The 21,134-nt window shown below is 64.8% G+C and carries 16 protein-coding genes and 1 pseudogene; 1 reads left to right on the forward strand and 16 read right to left on the reverse strand.

Features of this window, described 5'->3' with window-relative positions:
- The first annotated feature begins 568 nt into the window (after window positions 1–568).
- Window positions 569–2,341 (forward strand): adenylate/guanylate cyclase domain-containing protein, encoded by a 1,773-nt coding sequence (locus IVA92_RS12660; protein WP_247278207.1) that lies wholly within the window; start codon window positions 569–571, stop codon window positions 2,339–2,341.
- Between the two features lie 270 nt (window positions 2,342–2,611).
- Here the strand turns inward: IVA92_RS12660 and IVA92_RS12665 are convergent, their stop codons facing one another.
- The 16 genes and pseudogenes from IVA92_RS12665 to IVA92_RS12740 all read right to left on the reverse strand — a co-directional run bounded on the left by IVA92_RS12665 (window position 2,612) and on the right by IVA92_RS12740 (window position 21,059).
- The gene (locus tag IVA92_RS12665; RefSeq protein WP_249797138.1) at window positions 2,612–4,261 is read right to left on the reverse strand and encodes an amidase family protein; all 1,650 of its coding nucleotides are present in this window, start codon (window positions 4,259–4,261) and stop codon (window positions 2,612–2,614) included.
- Window positions 4,262–4,553: 292 nt separating this feature from the next.
- On the reverse strand, window positions 4,554–6,050 hold the full coding sequence (locus tag IVA92_RS12670) for an ABC transporter substrate-binding protein (RefSeq protein WP_247278209.1): 1,497 nt from the start codon (window positions 6,048–6,050) through the stop codon (window positions 4,554–4,556).
- Between the two features lie 56 nt (window positions 6,051–6,106).
- Window positions 6,107–7,114 (reverse strand): oligopeptide/dipeptide ABC transporter ATP-binding protein, encoded by a 1,008-nt coding sequence (locus IVA92_RS12675; RefSeq protein ID WP_247278210.1) that lies wholly within the window; start codon window positions 7,112–7,114, stop codon window positions 6,107–6,109.
- Complete coding sequence (locus IVA92_RS12680; protein ID WP_247278211.1) at window positions 7,111–8,124, reverse strand: ABC transporter ATP-binding protein; 1,014 nt, start codon at window positions 8,122–8,124, stop codon at window positions 7,111–7,113. Before IVA92_RS12680 ends, IVA92_RS12675 begins: the two co-directional genes overlap by 4 nt.
- 2 nt (window positions 8,125–8,126) lie before the next feature.
- A complete protein-coding gene (locus IVA92_RS12685) occupies window positions 8,127–9,014 on the reverse strand; it encodes an ABC transporter permease (RefSeq protein ID WP_247278212.1) in 888 nt (295 codons plus the stop codon).
- Window positions 9,011–9,961 (reverse strand): ABC transporter permease, encoded by a 951-nt coding sequence (locus tag IVA92_RS12690; RefSeq protein ID WP_247278213.1) that lies wholly within the window; start codon window positions 9,959–9,961, stop codon window positions 9,011–9,013. The genes IVA92_RS12685 and IVA92_RS12690 overlap by 4 nt, the downstream gene beginning before the upstream one ends.
- Before the next feature lie 81 nt (window positions 9,962–10,042).
- Window positions 10,043–11,464, reverse strand: coding sequence for an amidase (locus IVA92_RS12695; RefSeq protein WP_247278271.1), 1,422 nt, complete (start codon window positions 11,462–11,464; stop codon window positions 10,043–10,045).
- Window positions 11,465–11,580: 116 nt separating this feature from the next.
- Window positions 11,581–12,516 carry a carbohydrate kinase gene (locus tag IVA92_RS12700; RefSeq protein ID WP_247278214.1) on the reverse strand — a complete coding sequence of 312 codons (936 nt, stop codon included), beginning with the start codon at window positions 12,514–12,516 and terminating at the stop codon, window positions 11,581–11,583.
- 5 nt (window positions 12,517–12,521) lie between these two features.
- A pseudogene (locus IVA92_RS12705) lies at window positions 12,522–14,164 on the reverse strand (FGGY-family carbohydrate kinase).
- Window positions 14,165–14,201: 37 nt separating this feature from the next.
- The gene (locus tag IVA92_RS12710; protein ID WP_247278215.1) at window positions 14,202–14,975 is read right to left on the reverse strand and encodes an SDR family oxidoreductase; all 774 of its coding nucleotides are present in this window, start codon (window positions 14,973–14,975) and stop codon (window positions 14,202–14,204) included.
- Window positions 14,976–15,006: 31 nt separating this feature from the next.
- The gene (locus IVA92_RS12715; RefSeq protein WP_247278216.1) at window positions 15,007–16,014 is read right to left on the reverse strand and encodes an ABC transporter ATP-binding protein; all 1,008 of its coding nucleotides are present in this window, start codon (window positions 16,012–16,014) and stop codon (window positions 15,007–15,009) included.
- Between the two features lie 15 nt (window positions 16,015–16,029).
- Window positions 16,030–16,860 carry a carbohydrate ABC transporter permease gene (locus IVA92_RS12720; protein ID WP_247278217.1) on the reverse strand — a complete coding sequence of 277 codons (831 nt, stop codon included), beginning with the start codon at window positions 16,858–16,860 and terminating at the stop codon, window positions 16,030–16,032.
- A gap of 1 nt (window position 16,861) precedes the next feature.
- Window positions 16,862–17,734: a sugar ABC transporter permease gene (locus IVA92_RS12725; RefSeq protein WP_247278218.1), complete on the reverse strand. Its 873-nt coding sequence runs from the start codon at window positions 17,732–17,734 to the stop codon at window positions 16,862–16,864.
- A gap of 92 nt (window positions 17,735–17,826) precedes the next feature.
- Window positions 17,827–19,080 (reverse strand): sugar ABC transporter substrate-binding protein, encoded by a 1,254-nt coding sequence (locus IVA92_RS12730; RefSeq protein WP_247278272.1) that lies wholly within the window; start codon window positions 19,078–19,080, stop codon window positions 17,827–17,829.
- A gap of 354 nt (window positions 19,081–19,434) precedes the next feature.
- Window positions 19,435–20,385 carry a sugar-binding domain-containing protein gene (locus tag IVA92_RS12735; RefSeq protein WP_247278219.1) on the reverse strand — a complete coding sequence of 317 codons (951 nt, stop codon included), beginning with the start codon at window positions 20,383–20,385 and terminating at the stop codon, window positions 19,435–19,437.
- An 8-nt stretch (window positions 20,386–20,393) separates the two neighbouring features.
- A complete protein-coding gene (locus IVA92_RS12740) occupies window positions 20,394–21,059 on the reverse strand; it encodes an HAD family hydrolase (protein ID WP_247278220.1) in 666 nt (221 codons plus the stop codon).
- Window positions 21,060–21,134: the final 75 nt, after the last annotated feature.

Consider the following 21,134-nt stretch of genomic DNA (forward strand, 5'->3'; position numbering starts at 1 on the left):
TGCGGCTAACGCATGAGGGTTCCAAACGTTCAATGCCCTTGCGGCGCAGCTCCCTCGTCGCGGGCCTCACTCTGGACAGTTCGGCTTCCCGGTTACTCCCTCACTTTGCCACACACGCTTTGGTAGTTGCGAAAAAGGTTATTCTTCCAAATGAATCGACTCACGCGCCAACCACTATCCACAGCAGCCTAGCGATGGGTGACCTTACGTCCGCTTCCTGGCCACAACCGGACATAAGGCTTTGCCCGAAAGCGGAGTCGGCGTCGGCGCGGCCCCTCTATTTAGCGCTTGCAGAGCATCGGAATTGCGCGACGGCTGACGGAGGCGAAGGATCGCGTCGGCCGCGGCAATCACTCACCTAAGGGGCCCGCCTGTCTGCTTCGAGTCATCCGCGCCGTTTAGCCGCTTGGCCGGCTGAATCCGGTCCGTCTTCATGAGCCGACGCTAGCGAACCAGCCCGGCGACGCTATGGAGCAGGATCAGACACCTCGACCGCTCCCTCATGTCAAATCCCTTGGCACCTGCAACTAAATGCGTAGACTGGCCTCGATCGATCCAGGAGGGAAACTTGGCGATCGAGCGGCCAAACCGACGGTTGACCACGATCCTCGCGGCCGATGCAGTCGGCTATAGTCGGCTGGTGGCAACTGACGAGGAAGGTACGCTCGATCGCCTCCGAGTCATCCGCAAGAGCTTGATCGATCCTGTTATCGCGGCCCATCGCGGACGCATCGTCAAGACCACCGGAGATGGCTTGCTGGCCGAGTTCGCCTCGGTGGTGGATGCAGTTCGCTCGGCGGTCGATGTGCAACGGGCTATGGTCGAGAGCAACGCCGGCTTAGCACCGGATAGGCGTATCGAGTTCCGCATTGGCATCAACCTTGGCGACGTGGTCGTGGAGGACGATGGCGACCTCATGGGCGATGGGGTCAATGTGGCGGCGCGATTGGAGCAGATTGCCGAGCCTGGTGGTATCTGCCTGTCTAGTGCGGCCTATCACCAAGTACGTGGCAAAATGGACATCGCCGCACAAGATCGCGGCCAGCAGCAACTGAAGAACATCGCCGAGCCGGTGCAGGTCTATTCGCTTTCACCGATGCGCGCCGCAGCAACGGCGCCGCACACGGCCATCGCACCGCGGCTCTCCATCGTGGTCCTGCCCTTCGTCAACCTCGATGGCAACAGCGAGCAGGACTACTTCGTCGACGGTATCACTGAAAGTCTCACAACCGACCTGTCGCGCATTCCTGGAGCCTTCGTCATAGCTCGCAACACCGCCTTCACCTTCAAAAGCAAGCCAGTCGACGTCCGCGTAATCGGCCGCGAGCTTGGTGTGCGCTACGTGATGGAAGGCAGCGTGCAGGGCGGCGGCGACCGCGTACGCGTCAACGCGCAGCTCATCGACACCGAAACCGGCGCGCACCTTTGGGCCGAACGCTTCGACAAGCCGCGCGCCGATATCTTCGACATGCAAGATGAGATCACCACGCGCCTCGCCCGGACCGTGGGCATCCAGCTCGTTGCCGCGGAAGGCCGCCGGGCCGAGCGCGAACGGCCGAACAACATGGATGCCGTAGACTTGGCGATGCGCGGCTGGGCAATCCTCAACCAACCCTTGTCGCTGCGCCGCGACCGCGCGGCGTGCGACCTGTTCGACGCGGCGCTCAGGTTGGACCCTCGCAATGTCGAGGCGTTGGTCGGTCTCGCCTTCTATCATGGCAACGAACTTCGCACCTTTGCCTCGACCAATCGCGAGGAACAGCTACGTATCGCCCATACCGCGATCACTCAGGCATTGACGCTTGCTCCGGGCAACGCGCTGGCCCATTTCGTACACGCCAATGTCCTGCATGTCTCGGGCGCGACGGAGCGGTCGCTGCGCGAGCTTGAGTTCGCAATCGCGCTGGATCGCAATCTGGCCTGGGCCCATGCCGACGCAGGCTTCATGAAGGTGCTACTCGGACGCGCGGAAGAGGCAGAAGCCGATCTCATGAACGCAATCCGGCTGAGCCCCCGCGATCCCGGACTGGATCGCTGGCTTGCCCTGCTTGGGATCGCCGACCTCTTCCTCGGCCGGCTCGATTCAGCCCTAGACCGGCTGCGCAGATCAGTCGAAATAAATCCTAATGTTGCCATGCCGCATTTTTTCCTGGCCGCGGCCTCAGCGCTCAGCGGTCGCGCTACGGAGGCGCGGGAGGCGCGGAATGCCGGGCTTCGGTTGGACCCGAACTTTACCGTCGCTAGATTTCGCAACGAGCGGCGCAGTGAAAACCCGACCTTCCTGGCCCAGCGCGAGCGCATTTACGAGGGCCTAAGCTTGGCAGGTGTGCCGGAAGGATAGGCTCGCAGCGAGACGGTCCTGTCTGCATCGGGTCAAAAGCGTTGTTCTGGCTGCCCGCTAGTCACTTCCGGTCTGCACCGATAGGCGGACGATTTTGGAGGGTGTCGCCATCCACGATGAGGCAGCCGGGGCGAGCGAAGAGCCGCCGTGCTCCTAAACGCAAGATGCGAGACAGAAGCTCTGCGCCAATGTCTCAGTTGGGTCACAAAGGCGGCACCAGCGGACGGGCCCGGGTGTCCGCGTTACGATCGAAAGCAGCGATCCAATTCATCAATGCAAGGCTGATCGGGTGTCTGCCGGTGAGGTCCAAGGCGCCAGCAAGCCGGGCGGCGGCTTGCGCTTGTTGGAGGCCTGCTCATAGGCGTAGGCCAGACGCAGCAGCTTGTGCTCGCTCCAGGCACGGCCTGCGAAGGTGACGCCGAGCGGATAGTCTGGCGTGTCCTTGCCGTCGATCGTTCCCGAGATGAAGCCTCCGGGCACCATGACGCTGGGATAGCCTGCCCTCGCGGCGATCGCGGCGCCGGTGGCGCCTGCGAACAGCACCGCATCGAGCTTGTGCTCGTTCATGTAGGCATCCATGCCGCGCGTCTTGGCCGAGAGCAGATCCATGGCGCGCGCGGATTTGTACTCGCGCTCGCTGAGATCGCCCCTGGTCATGTCGGCGGCGAGGAAATGATCTTGGCCGAAACGCAGCGCCCTCTCCGCGTTCGCTTCGTTGAAGGCCACGATGTCGGCGATGCTCTTGATGTCCGTGTTTGTGGCCCATGTGTTCAAATAGAGATTGAGGTCGTGCTTCAGCTCATAGAGGAAGACGACCGGCGGCCTTGCGACAGTACCTTTTTGCTCGCTCAACGGATTGCGGTTGAGCACGGCCATGGTGGTGCCCGGTCCGCCGATCCAGCCGAGCGTCGGCATATTGGCGCGCACGATGACGGCGCCAAGATCCTCCAGCACCTTGATCGTCTCGGTCATGACCTTGATCCTGTCGGGCAGCAGCTTGCCGTAGAAGCAATCGTTCAGCGGGTCGGCCGGGTCGCTCGGCACGCCAATGCGCGCACCGTTCATCGTATCCCGCGCGAGGCCCGCAGTATAATCGGCAGGCCGCCGCTGCTTTTGCGTGGCCGGGTCGAGCGGGTCCTTGGCCGCCAGCACGTTCAGCAGCATCGCCGCGTCGCGCACGGTGCGCGTCATCGGCCCTGCAGTGTCCTGGCTGTGCGCGATCGGCACGATACCGGCACGGCTGATCAGCCCGACGGTCGGCTTGACGGTGACGAGGCCGTTCAGGCTGGCGGGGAACAGCAGCGAGCCCGAGGTCTCGGTGCCGATCGAAGCTGCGCACAGGCCTGCCGCCACCGCCACCGCCGAACCCGCGCTCGAGCCTCCGGGAGTCAGGATCGGGATGCCATGCTCGCCCATCAGCGCCGGCCCATAAGGATTCTTCACTTGACCACCCAGCGACGAGTAGCCGCCGGGCATGTCGACCGCGAGCATGTTGGAGAACTCGGTCAGGTTCGCCTTGCCGAGGATCACTGCGCCCGCGTCCCGCAGCAGCTTGACGATCGTGGCATCGTCCCGGGCGCGCGCGCCTTCCAGCGCCAGCGAGCCCGCCGTCGTCGGCTGTTTGTCTCCGGTCGCGATGTTGTCCTTCACCAGGATCGGGATGCCCGCCAGCGGCCGCCTGGCCGACGGTCTGCTGGTGTCGAGCTTGCCCGCGATCGCGAGCGCGTCGGGATTGAGCGCGCGCACGGCGTTGAGCGCGGGTCCGCCGCGATCGTAGGCCTCGATGCGCGCGAGGTAGGCTTTGGTCAGCGCCGTCGCGGTGACCTGCCCACTGGCCAGCGGCTGAGCGATATTGCTCAGTGGCGCATCGTCGAGCTTCAGAGGGGTCGTCGCCTCGCCGCTAGGGGCAGCCGCGACCATGCCAGCGTCGCGGCAGGATGGCTTCTTCACGGCGTGCCTCGCCTGACGGTGCGTCCCGAACCATGAGGCCGCGATGATGATATATTGCCAGTGTTTTGCCCGACGGGTCAACGTCCGAGCGCATCGCGCAGACCACCGAACCGCGCAACGCGTAAACCATTGAAATGACTATCCACGCCTACTGTGCATGGGGTTGTTTTTCAGGTTTTTGTTTTGGACACGCCAAACGATTGACCTCTTCCCGATGGGAAGAGGTCAAATTGGAAGCGACAGGCTCGACTTGAGCCGGCCCTTACTCCCAATACCAGGTCGAGAAATCATTCTCGTATTGCGGGACGTCCTTCCAGACGCCCTTCAGCTTCTTGTTGGTGATGGTGATCAGCTGCGGCTGGTACAGGTAGGCGGAGACGGCGTCGGTGGCCAGCATGCGCTGGGCGTCACCGAGAAGTTTTGCGCGAGCCGCCTCATCCGGCGTGGACACGATCTGCTTGTAGAGCGCGTTGAAGGCTTCGTTGTTGTAGCCGAGATAGTAGTCCGGCTCGGTAATCTTGACGAGGTCGAACGGCTCGACATGGCTGACGATGGTGAGCTCGAAATTGTGCGGACCATTGCCGGCGAACACCTGCGACAGCCATTGCGCCCATTCGACGTTCTCGATTTTGGCGACGATGCCGACCTTGGCGAGCTGGGCCGCGACGATCTCGCCGCCCTGCCGCGCATAGGACGGCGGCGGCAGCTTCAGCGAAAGCTCCAGCGGCGTGGTGACGCCGGCCTCGGCGAGCAGCTTCTTGGCCTTCTCGGGATCGTAGGGATTGATGCCGGTGGTGTCGACATAGCCGAGCGCGCCCGGCACGTAGAAGCTGCCGATCGGCGTGCCGAAACCGTCGACGGCGCCGTCGATCATCGCTTTGCGGTCGATCGCGGCGAGGATGGCGCGGCGGACGCGGACGTCGTCCAGCGGTTTCTTGCGGTGGTTGATCGCGACGATGGTCTTGGCCCTGGAGCCGCCGACCAGCACCGTGAACCGTGGATCGGCCTTGAACTGAGCGATGCTGCGCTGGGCCGACACGCGCGGGAACGCATCGACGTCGCCCGAGAGCAGCGCGGCGATCTGCGCCGCCGGATCCGAGATGAAGCGGATCGTCACCTTGGACAGCTTGATCGCCGCGGCGTTGCGATAGTCGGCCCATTTGCTCAGGGTGATCGAGGAGCCCTTGGCCCAGGCCCCTAACTGGTAAGGCCCGGTGCCGACCGGCTGTGTGATGTTGGTGGCAGCGCTCTTCGGCTCGACGATCGAGCCGCTGGCCTGCCCGAGCAGGAACGGCAGGTTCGGCTCGGAATTCTTCAGGGTGATCACGATCGTGTCGGCGTCGGGCGCCGCAACGGACTCGAAGCTCTGGAACAGGCTCTTGTCCTTGTTGGTGCTGGTCGGCACGGCGTTACGCTCGAACGAAAACTTCACCGCGGCGGAATCGAACGGCTCGCCGTTGTGGAATTTGACGCCCTTGCGCAGCTTGAACGTATAGGTCTTCAGGTCCGGCGAGGCGCTCCAGCTTTCGGCCAGCAGCGGCGAGACGGAGCCGTCCTCGTTGATCTTGGTCAGCGTCTCATAGATGTTGTAGAGCGTGACCTCGGCGATCGCGGCGGCGGCGGCGTTGGTGGGATCGAGACCCGGCGGCTCCAGCGCCATCGCCATGACGACGCTGTCCTTCTTGCTCTGCGCCAGCACCGGCAACGGCGCTGCGGCAAGCACGGCGGCGAATGCAACGATCGATAATTTCCTGAACATGCGCAACTCCCCGGCCATCTCTGTTCTTCAAGCCTACGCCAATCCTGCTCTGGAGACTAACCTTCCAGGGTCGGCCGGGGCAACGCCATCACCGCCTCCGTCTTGTGGCAGGCGGCAAGGTGCCCCTCGCCTACCTTGCGTAACTCAGGCAGGATCGCGCGGCAATGCTGGTCAGCGAGGGCACAGCGCGCGGCGTAGGGGCATCCGGTCGCCGCCGCCGATTGCGAGGCGGCCGCCTGGGCCCCGCGCCGCCGCCGGCCGCCGCCGGCGCGTGCCCGCGGCACGGCATCCAAGAGCGCGCGCGTATAGGGATGGGCGCAGTGCTCGAACAGGTCCTGCGGCCGGCCCTGTTCGACGATCCGGCCGAGATACATCACCGCAACCTCGTCGCAGAGATAGTCGACGACGGCGAGATCGTGGCTGATCAGGATGTAGCTGAGACCGAACTGCTCCTGGAGGTCCTGCATCAGGTTCAACACTTGCGCTTGCACGGAGACGTCGAGCGCGGAGACCGGCTCGTCGGCGACGATCAGCTTCGGCTGGGTGATCAGCGCACGCGCAATGGCGATGCGCTGGCGCTGCCCGCCGGAGAATTCGTGCGGATATTTGTCCATGTCGGCGTCGCGCAAGCCGACCTGGCGCAGCACTGCGGCGACGCGTTCGCGGAATTTGGTGCGATCCGCCTCCTCCAGCACGGTGAGGGGCTCGGCGACGATGCGGGCGATTGTTTGGCGCGGATCCAGCGAGCCGTAAGGGTCCTGGAACACCATCTGGAAATCACGCCTGGCACGGCGCAGTTCATCGGCAGAGATGCGGTTGAGATCGCAGCCGAGCAGCGCGACCTGCCCTGACGTCGGCCGCTCCAGCGCCATCACCAGCCGCGCGAAGGTCGACTTGCCGGAACCGGATTCGCCGACGACGCCGAGGCTCTTGCCCGCGGCGACCTGCACGCTCACGCCGTTCAGCGCGCGCACCTGCCCCGGCGGGCGAAACAGGCTTTCGCGCGGCAGCGTATAGCGCTGCTCGAGATCCTTCACCTCGAGAAGCAATCCGGCGGCGGTCATGCGATCAGCGCTCCGACGCGTTCGGCCATCGATACGTCGGTCCTGATGCAACGCACGCCATGGCCAGGTCCGACGTCCACCATCGGCGGCAACGCGGCACGACACTGATCGATCACCAGGGGACAGCGATCAGAGAAGGTGCAGCCGGACGGCAAATCGGCGAGCTCCGGCACTGTGCCCAAGATCGTCTTCAGCCGCGTCCCCTTGCGCGCACCGAGCTTCGGCCGGGCGCGGAACAGGCCCTGCGTATAGGGATGCCCCATGCGCCGGAACACCTCGTCGGTCGGTCCGCTCTCGACGACGGTGCCGCCGTACATCACCATCATGCGCTGCACGTTCTCGGCGATGACACCGAGATCGTGCGAGATCAGGATCATCGACATGCCGCGCTCCTCGACGAGATCAGCGATGAGGTCGAGGATCTGGCCCTGGATGGTGACGTCGAGCGCGGTGGTCGGCTCGTCCGCGATCAAGAGGTCCGGCTCGCAGGCGAGCGCCATCGCAATGGTGACACGCTGGCGCTGGCCGCCGGAAAACTGGTGCGGATAGGCGTCGACGCGCCTGATAGCATCGGGCAGCCCGACCCGGTCGAGCAAGGCGATGGTCTCGCGCCGCGCCTGTGACGCCGAATATTTCTTGTGACGCCGCAGCGGCTCGGCGACCTGGTGGCCGATCGTGTGCATCGGATTGAGCGCGGTCATCGGCTCCTGGAAGATCATGCTGATGCGGTTGCCGCGCAGGCGACAATAATCCGCATCCGAAAGCCCGACGAGCTCGTTGCCATCCAGCTTGATGCTGCCGCCGACCACCGCGCTGTCTGGCAGCAGCCCCATCAGCGATAACGCCGTGACCGACTTGCCGCAGCCGGATTCGCCGACGAGCCCGAGCGTCTCGCCGCGCTTAAGGGCAAAGCTGACGCCACGCACGGCCTGCGCCGGCCCGCGGCTGGTGTTGAGGCGCGCGCCGAGATTAGCGACCTCGATCAATGGCATGGTTGCGGAATCAGCCATTATTACCGCTCCCGCGCCAGTCTGGGATCGAGCAGGTCGCGCAATCCGTCACCAAGCAGATTGAGGCCGAGCACCGCGATCGCGATCGCAGCGCCGGGATAGACCGCGAGCATCGGCGACTGGAACAGCAGCGTCTGCGCATCGTTCAACATGCGGCCCCATGACGGCTGCGGCGGCTGCGTGCCGAGGCCGAGATAGGACAGTGCGGCTTCGGCGAGAATGGCAAGCGCGAACTGGATGGTGACCTGCACGATCAGGATCGACAGGATGTTGGGCAGCACGTGCTCGATCGTGATGCGGAAGCGCCCCTTGCCTGCCGCGCGCGCGGCCAGCACGAATTCGCGCGCCCAGATCGCGTTGGCCGAACCGCGCGTCAGCCGCGTCAGCGTCGGGATCTGGAAGATACCGATCGCGACGATCGAGGTCACCATGCCCGGTCCCAACACGGCGGCGAGCATGATCGCCGAGAGCACGGCCGGAAAGGCGAAGCTGAAATCGGCAAAGCGCATGATGATCTCTTCGGTCCAGCCGCGCCTGGCCGAGGCGATCAAGCCAAGGCAGACGCCGAAGCTGAGACCGATGCTCACCGCGATGATGCCGACCATGATGGTCGAACGCGCGCCAGCGAGCAGCAGCGAGACGATGTCTCGGCCGAAGGAATCGGTGCCGAGCCAGTGCGATGCCGACGGCGGCCGGAGTTTCGAGGCGATGTCGATCTCATAGGGCGACCACGGCGTCCACACCAGCGACAACAGCGCTGAGGCGAGCACCAGCAGGCTCAGCGCGCCGCCAAGCACGAAACTGCGATGGCGCAGCGCGCGGCGCCAGAACGTCCGAGCCGGCAGCGGCCGCGTCGCAATCGGCGCGTCGATGGTGAGGGGCTCGCTCACAGGTCGTGGACCTTGATGCGGGGATCGATGAAGGCATAGAGCACATCGACCACGAAATTGACGATGACGACCATGGCCGCGAGCAGCATCACGCAGTTGCGCACCACGATCAGGTCGCGGTTGGCGATCGACTGGAAGATCAGGCGGCCGAGGCCCGGCAGGTAGAACACGTTCTCGATCACGATGGTGCCGGCGAGCAGATTGGCGAATTGCAACCCCATCACGGTCATCACGGGGATCATGGCGTTACGCAGCACATGGCGCCACAGCACCTCGCGCTTGCCGAGGCCCTTCGCACGGGCTGTGCGGACGAAGTCCTCACGCAGCACCTCGAGCACGGCCGAGCGGGTGACCCGCGCGAGAATCGCGGCCTGCACCACCGCGAGCGAGATCGCCGGCAGCAGCAGCGACTTGATGCCCGACCAGAGGCCATCGTCCCAGCCGCCAAAGCCGCCCGCCGAGAGCCATTGCAGCCGCACCGAGAACAACAGGACCAAGAGGATCGCGAACCAGAAATTCGGCAGCGCGATGCCCACCTGCGTCAGTGACATCACGCCGACGTCGCCAAGCTTGTTGTGGTTGGCGGCGGTGTAGATGCCGGCGGAGAGCGCCAGCGTCACCGTGATCGTCATGGCCATGATCGCGAGCGGAATGGTCAGCACCAGCCGCTCCGCGATCAGGCTCGCGACCGGCGTGCCGTAGACATAGGAGTTGCCGAGATCTCCGACGAGGAGGCCCTTGATCCATTGCAGGTAGCGAACCGCCAGCGGCTGGTCGAGCCCGAGCTTGACGGTGAGCGCGCGGACTGCGTCCGGCGAGGCGTCGGCCCCCATCAGCATCTGCGCGGCGTTGCCGGGAAGCGCGTCGAGCACCAGGAAGATGATCAGCGATGCGCCGACCAGGGTCGCCAGCAAGGTCAACAGACGTCGGAGGACAAAGACGCTCATGCGCGCTCGGCTTCAGGGCTAGCAGGCACGATCAACATGTCCGGGTGCCGGAGGCAAGCCCTTTGCCGCATGCCCGTCGCCTCAGGCCGGCCAGCGGGACAGAAGGTCACTTGAAGCCTCGAACAGCGCGCTCACGCGCAGCAATTCGGCCTCGCCGCGGAAGCGGCCGACGAGCTGCAGCCCGATCGGCAGGCCGTCACGGCCGAAGCCGCAGGGCAGGCTGACGGCGGGATGCCCGGTCATGTTGAATAGCATGGTCCAGGGGAACCAATGCGGCCGGACGCTGTCGAACTGCTTGCCGTCGATCTCGATGGTGCCGAACAAATCCTGCTCGATCGGCAGCGCCGTGCGCGTGAGTGTCGGCATCGCCAGCAGGTGCCCGTGCGCAAGCAACGATTGCACCCGGCGGAACAGCGCGGTGCGCGCGAACATCGCGTCCTGGTATTCGACGCCGCTGACCTCGCTTGCGAGCGCGAGCTGCTTGAGAAAGGCCTCGCTCAGCTCGTCCCCGTGCTCTGCGGCGAGCTTTGCAAAGCGCGTGCGCCAGACCGTGTGGTTGATCGCGCGCCAGATTGGCTCTATGTCGAAGCCGTCGCCGGAGAACTCTTCAAGCTCGGCACCGAGCTCCGCCAGCCGATCAAGGCTCGCCTTGAAGCTGGCCGCGACGTCTAGCGACACTGGACGTCCGGGCGGCGAAGCACAGAACAGGATCTTCTGCCCGCGCAGATCGCCGTGCGGAGCGGCGGTGCCGATGAAATCAGGCACGGGGACGCCGATCGACCAGGGATCGCAAGGATCCTCGCCGGCCATCGCCTGCATCATCAGCGCGGTGTCGGCCACGGTGCGGGTGGTCGGCGTGACATAGGTTTGGTTGCCGAACACATCGAGCGCCTGGCTGTGCGGGACGACGCCGTTGCTCTGCTTCAGCCCAACCACGCCGTTGCAGGCGGCCGGAATCCGCGTCGAGCCGCCACCGTCCGTCGCGATTGCAAGCGGCGCGATGCCGCTCGCAACGGCAACCGCCGCGCCGCCGCTGGAGCCGCCGGAGGAACGGCGCGCATCCCACGCATTGCGGGTGCGGCCGAACAAGGGCGAGTCCGTCAGGCACTTGCTGCCGAATTCCGGCGTCGTGGTCTTGCCGATCAGGATCGCGCCTTCGCTGCGCAGCCGCGCCACCGCGACGGCATCCTCGTTCGGCACATTGTCCTTGTAGGGAACGGCGCCGAAGGTGGTCTTCACACCCTTGGTGTTGACGATATCCTTGACGGTGACGGGGATGCCGTGCAGCAGGCCGAGGGGCTCGCCGGTCATCATCTTGCGCTCGGCTTCGCGCGCCGCTGCGATCGCCTGGTCGCCGCATAAGGTGATGAAGCAGTTCAATTCGACCTGGAGCGCCTCGGCGCGCGCAAGCACGGCGCGGACGATCTCGACCGGCGAGATCCGCTTCCCGGCAAAGAGGCCGCGCAGTTCAGTGGCAGACAAAAAACAGGGATCATTGCTCATATCGAAGCCCCGCGTCATGGACGCTCGGACCTTGCCAGCTCGGGTCTATCCTGTCCATTTCCGCGGGCGCATAACCATTGTCCACCGAATCGCGGCAACCGCAGGGGTGGCAATCGCTACAAGCTCCAACTCACCTCGTGGCTCCAGGGCGGATCGGCGCCCGGACGGGTGCAAGTGAGGCCGGCGCAATTGGCGGCGAAGGATAGCGCGCGGCGGAGCTCGTCGGCACTGATGTCCTTCAAGGTTTGCCGGGCAATGCGACCCTGCTTGTGCAGAGCGAACAGCAGCGCCGCCTGAAAGCTGTCGCCGGCCCCGATCGTGTCGGCCACCTCGACCTTGGGCGCGGCGACCTCGATCCGTCCTGCGCCCGGGTGCCAGGCGACCGCGCCGTCGTTGCCGCGGGTGATGACGACAAGGCTCGTACCCTGCCCCAGCAACGCGCTCGCGCGTTGTTGATATGGCTCGTCCCCGAAGAGATAGGCGAAATCGACGTCGGACATCTTGATGAGATCGGCGCTGGCAGCGAAGCCGGCCATGCGCGCGAGATAGGCCGGCTTGTCCTTGACCAGATTGGGGCGGCAGTTCGGATCGAAGGAGATGGTTGCTGACGCCCGCGCGTCCGCGACCAATGCCGTCGTCTCCGCTGCGCCCTGATCATTGACCAGCGTGGTCGAACCGACATGGAGGGCGTCCACCGCATCGAACGGAATCGTACCTCGCCGGTAGGTCCAGTTCCGCGTCGCGGTCTCGGCATCGTAGAAGGCGTAATGCGACTCGCCGGCGACGATGCGGACGAAAGCCAGCGTGGTCTGGTGATCACTGCGGGTAGCGAGATCGAGGCCGACGTTGGAGACGGTGGCATGATCTGCGATCATGCGGCCGAATAAGTCGGTCGAGATGCCTCCGACGAAACTTGTCGGCGCCCCCAGCCGCGCCATGCCGATGGCCACGTTGAGGCAGGCGCCGCCGACCGCGGGCATTACCGCTTCACGTCCCTCAGTGCTTCGCGTCGGCACGAAATCGATCAGCGCATCGCCACAGGCAATCAGCATCCGTTTCAACCCCGCGCGATGTCGCTCATCGCCGCGCGGCTGCCGCGGTCGACGTTGCGTAGCAGCTTGTAGACCTCGCGCTTGCGGCGTGAAACGCCGCCATATCGGGAGCGGTCGGCTCGCTCTTGCGTCCCAACGCCGACATTTTTGCCATGGTCTCGCCGATCGAGGCATAGGCGCCGCCGGCCACTGCGCCGAGCATCGCGGCACCCAGCAGCACCGGCTCCTTGGTCTGCGGCAGCGCGACCGTGAGGCCGGTCGTATCGGCCATGATCTGGCGCACCAGCGGGCTACGGCTGGCCCCACCGCCCATGATCATGATGCTGGAGCGAACGCCATGCGCGGCAAAGGCCTCGATCACCTCGGCGAGCCCATAGGCGAGCCCGCAGAGGCCGGCGACGAATAGCCGCTCCATCGAAGCGATGTCGGTGTCGAGATCGAGACCGGCGATCACCGCGCGCGTGTCAGGATCAGCGTAGGGCGAACGGTTGCCGATGAATTCGGGAAGCACATGCACGTCACGCGCGAGCAGCGCGGCGCGGCTGGCATCGCCTGCGCGCGCGATGATGCGGCGCTCGAGGAAGTCGATGAGGTCGAGGCGCTCGTTACGCGCCGCCGCGCTCGCCTCGCCAAAACCCGGATGCGACTTGAGGAGGTGATCGATCGCGGCGCCCGCGGCCGACTGGCCACCCTCGTTGAGCCATAAGTCCGGCACCATGCCGGAGTAGTAAGGTCCCCATACGCCGGGCACGAAACAGGGTTCCTTCGTGGTCGCCATGATGCAGGCCGATGTCCCCATGATGTAGGCGAGGCGATCGCATGCGTCTGCTGCTCCGCCCGAGCCGTCGCGGCCGCCGATCGCACCGATGCCGCCCGCATGCGCGTCGATCAGCGACGCCCCGACCGGCGTGCCCGGCGACAGGCCCAGTTCGGCCGCCGCGGCGGGCGTGAGACCGGCACCGAGCCGCGTGCCGGGGGCGACCATCTCGGTGCCAATGCGCGCGCATGTCTCGCTGACGAAGTCCGACAGGCCAATGCGCTTGAAGAATGGCGCGCTCCAGCCGCCATCATGTGCGAGGTAGTTCCACTTGCAGGTGACGGTGCAAGTCGAGCGCTGGAGCGAGCCGGTCGCGCGCCAGGCCAGATAATCAGCCAGATCGAAGAAGTAACCAGCGGCGTCGAAACTCGCCCGAAGATGCCGCTTCAGCCAAAGCAGCTTCGGCATCTGCATCTCGGGCGAGATCGAGCCGCCGACATAGCGCAGCACGGCATCCTCGGTCTCGTTGATCAGCCTCGCCTCGGCGGTGGCGCGGTGGTCCATCCAGACGATGACGTTGCGCTGCTTATCCCCGGAGCCACTGACCGTGAGTGGCTCGCCTTGCCTATCGAGGACGACTAGGGAACAGGTGGCATCGAAACCGATGCCACGGACGCTATCGGGCGTGATGCCAGCTTCCGTCATCGCCGCGCGTACCGATGTCGCGCAGGCGTCCCAGATGTCCTGGGACGACTGCTCAACGATATCGCCGGCCTCGTGCCAGGTCCGGATCGGATGTCGCGCCAGAGCGAGCAGCGTGCCCGCTTCGTCAAACACCCCTGCCCGCGTGCTTGTGGTCCCTACATCGACGCCGATATACGCTCGCGGCATTGTCGCTCCCGGTCGCTTCGTCAGCTTTGACGCAAGCCTACCAGCAAGTGTAGCCGCCATCCACCAGCACGATGCTGCCGGTCATCAGGCTTGCGGCCTCGGACGAGAGGAACAGCACGACGGAGGCGATCTCCTCGACCTGCCCCATCCGCGCCATCGGGGTTCCGCCGATCCAGGCGTCGTACATTTTCGGATTGCTCTTCACGAAGGCGTTCAGCGGCGTTTCGATATAGGTCGGCGCCACCGCGTTGACGCGGATGCCGCGTGCGCCCCATTCGGCGGCGAGCGACTTGGTGAGATGGTGCACACCGGCCTTGGAGGCGTTGTAGAAGCACTGCTCCTGCGGCTTGTTGACGATGAAGCCAGACATCGAGCCGACATTGACGATGGCACCGCTTCTAGCCTTCAACATGTGCTTGCCGAACTCGCGGCAGCACCAGAAGGTGCCGTTGAGGTTGACGTCGATGACGTTGAGCCAGTGCTCGTCGGTGACGGTCTCGGCCGGCGTCTCGCTGCGCGCGATGCCGGCATTGTTGACGAGGATGTCGACCTTGCCGTGGCGGGCGACGAGGTCGTTTGCGACCTCCGCGACGCGCTTGGTATCGGTGACGTCCATGATCGCGGTCTCGATGTCGTAGCCCTTGGCCTTCAGGGTGGCTTTGGCGCTGTCGGCGACCTTGCTGTCGCGATCACCGATCACGACCCTGGCGCCGGCCTCAGCCAGCGCTTCGGCGCAAGCAAGGCCAATGCCCTGCCCGCCGCCGGTGATGAACGCGCTCTTGCCGTTCAGCTTGAATTTGTCCAGGTACATGATCGTCTTCCCGTTTTCTTGCCGTTTCTTGTTAGCTTCGAAGCGCCTTGCCGCCATCGTCGAAGCGGTGGATGCGCGCGGGGTCCGGCACCAGCGACACGCGATCACCGGCGTGCAGGCTCAATTCGCCGATGTAGCGCGCCGTCAGCATGCCGAGCGAACCGGCGTCGACGTAGAGAAAGGTATCGCTGCCGAGATGCTCGGCGACTGCGATCGTTCCTTGCCAGCCGCCGGCGCCGTCGCGCTCGATCTTGAGGTGCTCGGGACGCACGCCAATGGTCGCCGCGCCTTGCTGCTTGGCGAGCTCGCCGGTTACGAAATTCATCTTGGGCGAGCCGATGAAGCCGGCGACAAAGAGATTGGCCGGCCGCTCATAGAGCTCCAGCGGTGAGCCATATTGCTCGATCTTGCCGCCGTTGAGCACGACAATCTTGTCGGCCATGGTCATGGCCTCGACCTGATCGTGGGTGACGTAGATCGCGGTGGTGCCGAGCTGCTTCTGGAGCCGCGTCACCTCGATGCGCATCTGCACACGCAGCGCTGCATCGAGGTTCGAGAGCGGCTCGTCGAACAGGAACGCCTTGGGCTCGCGGACGATGGCGCGGCCAATCGCGACGCGCTGGCGCTGGCCGCCGGAGAGCTCGCGCGGCTTGCGGTCGAGATAGGGCGTGAGATTCAGCGTCGCGGCTGCGGCCTCGACCTTGCGGTTGATCTCCTCCTTCGGCAGCCCCGCCATCTTCAGGCCGAAGCCGATATTGCCGCGCACGCTCATATGCGGATAGAGCGCATAGGACTGGAACACCATTGAGAGCCCGCGCTTGGCGGGCGGCGTGTCGACCACGTTCTTGCCGTCGATCAGGATCTTGCCGCCGGAGACGTCCTCGAGCCCGGCAATTAGCCGCAAGAGCGTGGTCTTGCCGCAGCCGGAGGGACCGACGAACACCACGAAGGAGCCGTCGGCGATGTCCAGATCGGCGCCCTTGATGATGTGCACGGGGCCGAAGGATTTCTGCACGCCCTGAAGTGTGATCTGACCCATGATCCGGCAGCCCCTCTACTTCACCGCGCCGAAGGTGAGCCCGCGCACGAGCTGCTTCTGGCTGAACCAACCGAGGACGAGAATGGGCGCGATCGCCAGCGTGGAGGCCGCCGACAGCTTTGCCCAGAACAGCCCTTCCGGGCTCGAATAGGACGCGATGAACGTGGTGAGCGGCGCGGCGTTCGAGGTCGACAGGTTGAGCGTCCAGAACGCCTCGTTCCAGGCGAGGATCAGGTTGAGCAGCAGCGTCGATGCGAGCCCCGGGATCGCCATCGGCGTCAGCACGTAGACGAGTTCGCGGCCGATGGTGGCGCCGTCCATGCGCGCGGCCTCGAGGATATCGCGCGGGATCTCCTTGAAATAGGTGAACAGCATCCAGATGACGATCGGCAGATTGCCGAGGCAGAGGATGAAGACGAGGCCGATGCGGGAATCGAGCAGGCCGAAGGATTTGTAGATCAGGTAGATCGGCACCAGCACGCCGACCGGCGGCATCATCTTGGTCGAGAGCATCCAGAGCAGGATGTCCTTGGTGCGCTTGGTCGGCGAGAATGCCATCGACCAAGCCGCCGGGATGGCGATCAAAAGCGCAATCAGCGTCGAGCCGCCGGCGATGATGACCGAGTTCATGGCGTGGTGGAAATAGTCGCTGCGCTCCTGCACGGTCGCGTAGTTTTCCGTGGTCCAGTGGAAGAACAGGAAGGACGGCGGGATGGCGAAGGCCTCGAGCTCGGTCTTGAAGCTCGCCAGCACCATCCACAGAATCGGGAAGAAGATCAGAAATCCGAACAGCCAGGCCGCTGCGGTCGATATCGCCACTCGCCGCGTCGTCGCCATCCGTGCCATGTCAGGCCTCCAAATTGCGGCCGACGATGCGGACCAGGAAGAAAGCGACGATGTTGGCGATCGCCACGGCAACGAGGCCGCCCGCGGAGGCGCTGCCGACGTCGAACTGGATCAGCGCCTGCGAATAGATCAGGAAGGCGATATTGGTGGTCTGAAGACCGGGACCCCCGCCAGTGGTGACGAAGATCTCGGCGAACACGGTCAGCAGGAAGATGGTCTCGATCAGGATCACTACCGTGATGGGGCGCGCGAGGTGCGGCAGGGTGATGTAGATGAAGGTCGAGACGGCGCTGGCGCCATCCATCTCGGCAGCTTCCTTCTGCTCCTCGTCGAGCGATTGCAGTGCGGTGAGCAGGATCAGCGTCGCGAACGGCAGCCATTGCCAGGTCACGATCAGGATCACCGCAAACAGCGGCATATCGTTGAACCAGTCGATCGGCGTCAGGCCGAACAGCGAAGCAAGCCAGGCAAACAGTCCCGATACCGGGTGCATCAGCAGATTCTTCCAGACCAGCGCGCTCACCGTGGGCATCACAAAGAACGGCGCGATCACCATCAGCCGGACGAAATTGCGGCCGATCACGGGCTGGTCCATCAGCAGCGCCAGAGGAATGCCGAGCAGGATCGTGAGTGCCAGCACGGAGCCGACCAGCACCAAGGTGTTCTGGAGCGAGGCAAGGAAGGCGGGATCGGTCAGGAAGTAGCGAAAATTTTCCAGGCCGACGAACGATTCCGAGCCGGGATCGAGCAGACTGTAATGCAGCGTCGCGAAATAGATCGTCAGCGCGAGCGGGACGATCATCCAGATGAACAGCAGCCCAACCGCTGGCGTCAGGAGCGAGCGCGCAAGAAATTGCGTCTGCCGGGTTGCCATCCCTGACTTCTCCTTTCGGGGAAGAAAGGCGGCCATCCATCCGGGGATGGGCCGATGGCCGCCAGTTTGAGCTCAGGAGGGAGAGCTCGGGTTCACTTGATGTAGCCGGCGCGCTTCATCTCGCGCTCGGTCGCGGATTGCGCGGCGGTTAGCGCGGCGTCGACCGTCATTGATCCCGAAAGCGCGGCCGAGAACTGCTGGCCCACCTGCGTGCCGATGCCCTGGAATTCGGGGATCGCGGCGTATTGCACGCCGACGTATGGCACTGGTTTCACCGTCGGCTTGTTCGGATCGGCCGCGTCGATCGAGGCCAGCGTCAACTTGGCGAAGGGGGCGACTTTCAGATAATCCTCGTTCTGGTAGAGCGAGGTCCGCGTGCCCGGCGGCACGTTGGCCCAGCCCTCCTTCGACGCGACGAGCTTGGTGTAGTCCTTGCTCGTGGCCCAGGCGATGAACTTCTCGGCCGCTTCCGTCTTCTTGGAGCCGGCGGGGATCGCGAGATTCCAGGCCCATAACCAGTTGGCGTTCTTGCCGAGCCCGGTGTTGGGCGCGAGCGCGAAGCCGACCTTGTCGGCGACCTTGGACTCCTTCGGATTGGTGACGAAAGATGCCGCGACCGTGGCGTCGATCCACATCGCGCACTTGCCGGCGTTGAACAGCGCCAGGTTCTCGTTGAAGCCGTTGGAGCTCGCGCCGGGAGGACCGGCCTCCTTCATGAGATTGACGTAGGTCGTCAGCGTCGCCTTCCATTCCGGCGTGTTGAACTGCGGCTGCCACTTCTCGTCGAACCAGCGCGCGCCATAGGAATTAGCCATGGCCGAGAGGAACGCCATGTTCTCGCCCCAGCCGGCCTTGCCGCGCAGGCAGATGCCGTAGACGCCGGCGCTCTTGTCGGTGAGCTTCTTGGCGGCATCAATCACGAAATCCCAGCTCGGCTTTTCCGGCATCTTCAGGCCGGCCTTCTCGACCAGATCGGTGCGATACATCACCATCGAGCTCTCACCGTAGAACGGCGCGGCGTAAAGCTTGCCGTCGGAGGAGACCGCATCCTTGATCTTCGGCAGCAGGTCGGCGACGTCGTAATCGGCGCCGAGATTGGCCAACGGCACCAGCCAGCCCTTCTTGGCCCAGATCGGCACCTCATAGGTGCCGATGGTCAGCACGTCGAACTGACCGCCCTTGGTGGCGATGTCGGTGGTGACGCGCTGGCGCAGTACGTTCTCCTCTAGCGTCACCCATTTCACGGTGATGTCAGGGTTCTTCTTGGTGAACTCACCCGTCAGCCCCTGCATGCGGATCATGTCGCCATTGTTGACGGTGGCGATGGTCAGGGTCGTTTCGGCCATCGCGGGGATGGCCAGCAGCAGGCAAGACGCGCCGCAGACGGCGCCGAGGACGTGTTTCACGGAGACCTCCCTAGAGTCGCGCTTTTGAGTACATGCCCACGCGTTGGGCATATGTTCAGCGCAAGCAGGCGCAGTTGTCAAGCAGGGCGTGCGGCCCTTCCCGCAACTTATGAGTGCTGCGATGCGGGAGCACCCACGCTGTCATGCCCCGCGAAAGCGGGGCATCCAGTACTCGGTGCGGTTGGTTGGCCCAAGCGGGGCCGCGGCGTGCTGGATCGTCCGCCTTCGCGGACAATGACAGCGGTGTGGTTGAGAGACTTCCCGCCTCGTGCGCACGCCGAAAGCGCAAACGCCCTACCGCTCCAAGATCGCCCTTGCCGTCGCCTCGTCCGTGATCAGGCCGTTGATCAATCGCCCGTTCATCGCGGCCGCGATCGCCGGCACCTTGGCGGCGCCGATCGCGGCGCCGATCGTCGTGGTCTTGGCCGGGACTTCCGGCGGGATGCTGGTCAGGCGCTTGTTGGTGCCGGATTTGAGCAGGCGACCGTTGGAATCATAGGCCCAGCCGGTGATCTCGCCGATGGCACCTAACCGCATCATCTCGAACAATTCATCGCGGGTGACGAAGCCATCGACATGGACCTGCGCCTTCTGGTCCATCTGGCCGATGCCGACGAGGCGAAGGTCCGCCTTGGCCGCGACCGCCTTCACCTTGGCGATCGGCTCGATGCGGACCATCTTGTTGCGCTCGTCCTCGGACGACATCAGGAACGGCAACGGCATCGGATAATGCCGCGCGCCGGTGCGGTCGGCGAGCCGGCCGACGGTGTCGTAGAAGCTCGCCGAGCCGTCGGCGGAGATGTTGCCGACCAGCGAGACGATCTGATGATTGGGCCGGTCAATCGGCGTAACGCGCTCGACCGCGGCGCGCACCGCCCGTCCGGTGCCGAGTGCGACGATGACCGGCGTCTCCGAGCGCAGCGTGGAATCGAGCAGGTTGGCGCAACGCTCGGCGATGCCCGCGGTAGCCTGCGGCGCCGCAGGGTCGGCCGGCACCACCTCGCAATGAACCAGATCAAAGCGCTGCTTCAGGCGCGCCGCCAGTTCCATGCAGGCGGCGATGGGATGCTCGAGCCGAAACGTGATCAGCCGCTCGGCGAGGCAGAGCGAGACCAGCCGCTGCGCCGAGGCACGCGAGACCTGGAGCATCTTTGCGATCTCGTCCTGGGTATGACCGGCAATGAAATAGAGCCAGCCGGCGCGCGCGGCGTCGTCGAGCCTCGATTTCTCATTCTCGGCGGCCATGGCAGGCGTCAGACGTCCTTCCAGAAATCGCTCATGCGCTCGAAGACCCGATCGGCCCCGGCGCCCGACAATATAGCCTGCCCGTCCCGGGTGCTGTAATGGCCTCCGCCAACAAATCCCCAGACAGTCATGCCCGCCGCCTTGCCCGCCTGCACGCCGCTGACGCTGTCCTCTATCACCAATGTGCGCGCGGGCGGTATGCGCATCTTCTCGGCCGCGTGGAGGAAAAGGTCGGGCGCCGGTTTGCCGCGCTTGACCATCTGCGCCGTGTAGATGCGATCGTCGAACAGCGGCTTGAGGCCGGTGACGTCGAGCGAGAGCGATACGCGGTCGATATCGCTCGACGAGGCCACGCAGAACGGCACCGTCAGGTCCGACAGCACCGCCCCAACCCCGGGGATCGGTTCGAGCGAGGCGGCAAACGTCTCGAGCACGCGCGACTTCAATCGCGGCAGGAAGCCGTGCGGCACGGTTTGCCCGAGATCGTGATAATGCTGCTCGATCGCCTTGGTGCTCCGCCCGAGAAAGAGTTCGAGCGCCTGCGCCTCACTGAGCGCGAAGCCGGATTCGGCCAGCACTTCGGACAGGCAGCGGCAGCTCAACAGCTCGCTGTCGACGAGCACGCCGTCGCAGTCGAAGATGATCAGATCGGGTTTCAGCCGGCCCTGGTGCATCCAGCCATTCGATCATATACCCAACTGACGAGCAATAGCTCAGCTGGGGCAAGCCCTCGCGGCGCGGTCTGCGCC

The sequence above is a fragment of the Bradyrhizobium sp. 154 genome (genome assembly GCF_023073875.1).
Lineage (GTDB): Bacteria > Pseudomonadota > Alphaproteobacteria > Rhizobiales > Xanthobacteraceae > Bradyrhizobium.

Excerpts from the sequence above, each read along its gene's own strand:
- IVA92_RS12730 (WP_247278272.1), bottom strand. The coding sequence starts at position 19,080 with ATGGCCGAAACGACCCTGACCATCGCCACCGTCAACAATGGCGACATG.
- IVA92_RS12710 (WP_247278215.1), bottom strand. The coding sequence starts at position 14,975 with ATGTACCTGGACAAATTCAAGCTGAACGGCAAGAGCGCGTTCATCACC.
- IVA92_RS12715 (WP_247278216.1), bottom strand. The coding sequence starts at position 16,014 with ATGGGTCAGATCACACTTCAGGGCGTGCAGAAATCCTTCGGCCCCGTG.
- IVA92_RS12735 (WP_247278219.1), bottom strand. The coding sequence starts at position 20,385 with ATGGCCGCCGAGAATGAGAAATCGAGGCTCGACGACGCCGCGCGCGCC.
- IVA92_RS12740 (WP_247278220.1), bottom strand. The coding sequence starts at position 21,059 with ATGCACCAGGGCCGGCTGAAACCCGATCTGATCATCTTCGACTGCGAC.
- IVA92_RS12725 (WP_247278218.1), bottom strand. The coding sequence starts at position 17,734 with ATGGCAACCCGGCAGACGCAATTTCTTGCGCGCTCGCTCCTGACGCCA.
- IVA92_RS12720 (WP_247278217.1), bottom strand. The coding sequence starts at position 16,860 with ATGGCACGGATGGCGACGACGCGGCGAGTGGCGATATCGACCGCAGCG.
- IVA92_RS12700 (WP_247278214.1), bottom strand. The coding sequence starts at position 12,516 with ATGCTGATTGCCTGTGGCGATGCGCTGATCGATTTCGTGCCGACGCGA.
- IVA92_RS12670 (WP_247278209.1), bottom strand. The coding sequence starts at position 6,050 with ATGTTCAGGAAATTATCGATCGTTGCATTCGCCGCCGTGCTTGCCGCA.
- IVA92_RS12690 (WP_247278213.1), bottom strand. The coding sequence starts at position 9,961 with ATGAGCGTCTTTGTCCTCCGACGTCTGTTGACCTTGCTGGCGACCCTG.
- IVA92_RS12695 (WP_247278271.1), bottom strand. The coding sequence starts at position 11,464 with ATGAGCAATGATCCCTGTTTTTTGTCTGCCACTGAACTGCGCGGCCTC.
- IVA92_RS12675 (WP_247278210.1), bottom strand. The coding sequence starts at position 7,114 with ATGACCGCCGCCGGATTGCTTCTCGAGGTGAAGGATCTCGAGCAGCGC.
- IVA92_RS12665 (WP_249797138.1), bottom strand. The coding sequence starts at position 4,261 with ATGGTCGCGGCTGCCCCTAGCGGCGAGGCGACGACCCCTCTGAAGCTC.
- IVA92_RS12680 (WP_247278211.1), bottom strand. The coding sequence starts at position 8,124 with ATGGCTGATTCCGCAACCATGCCATTGATCGAGGTCGCTAATCTCGGC.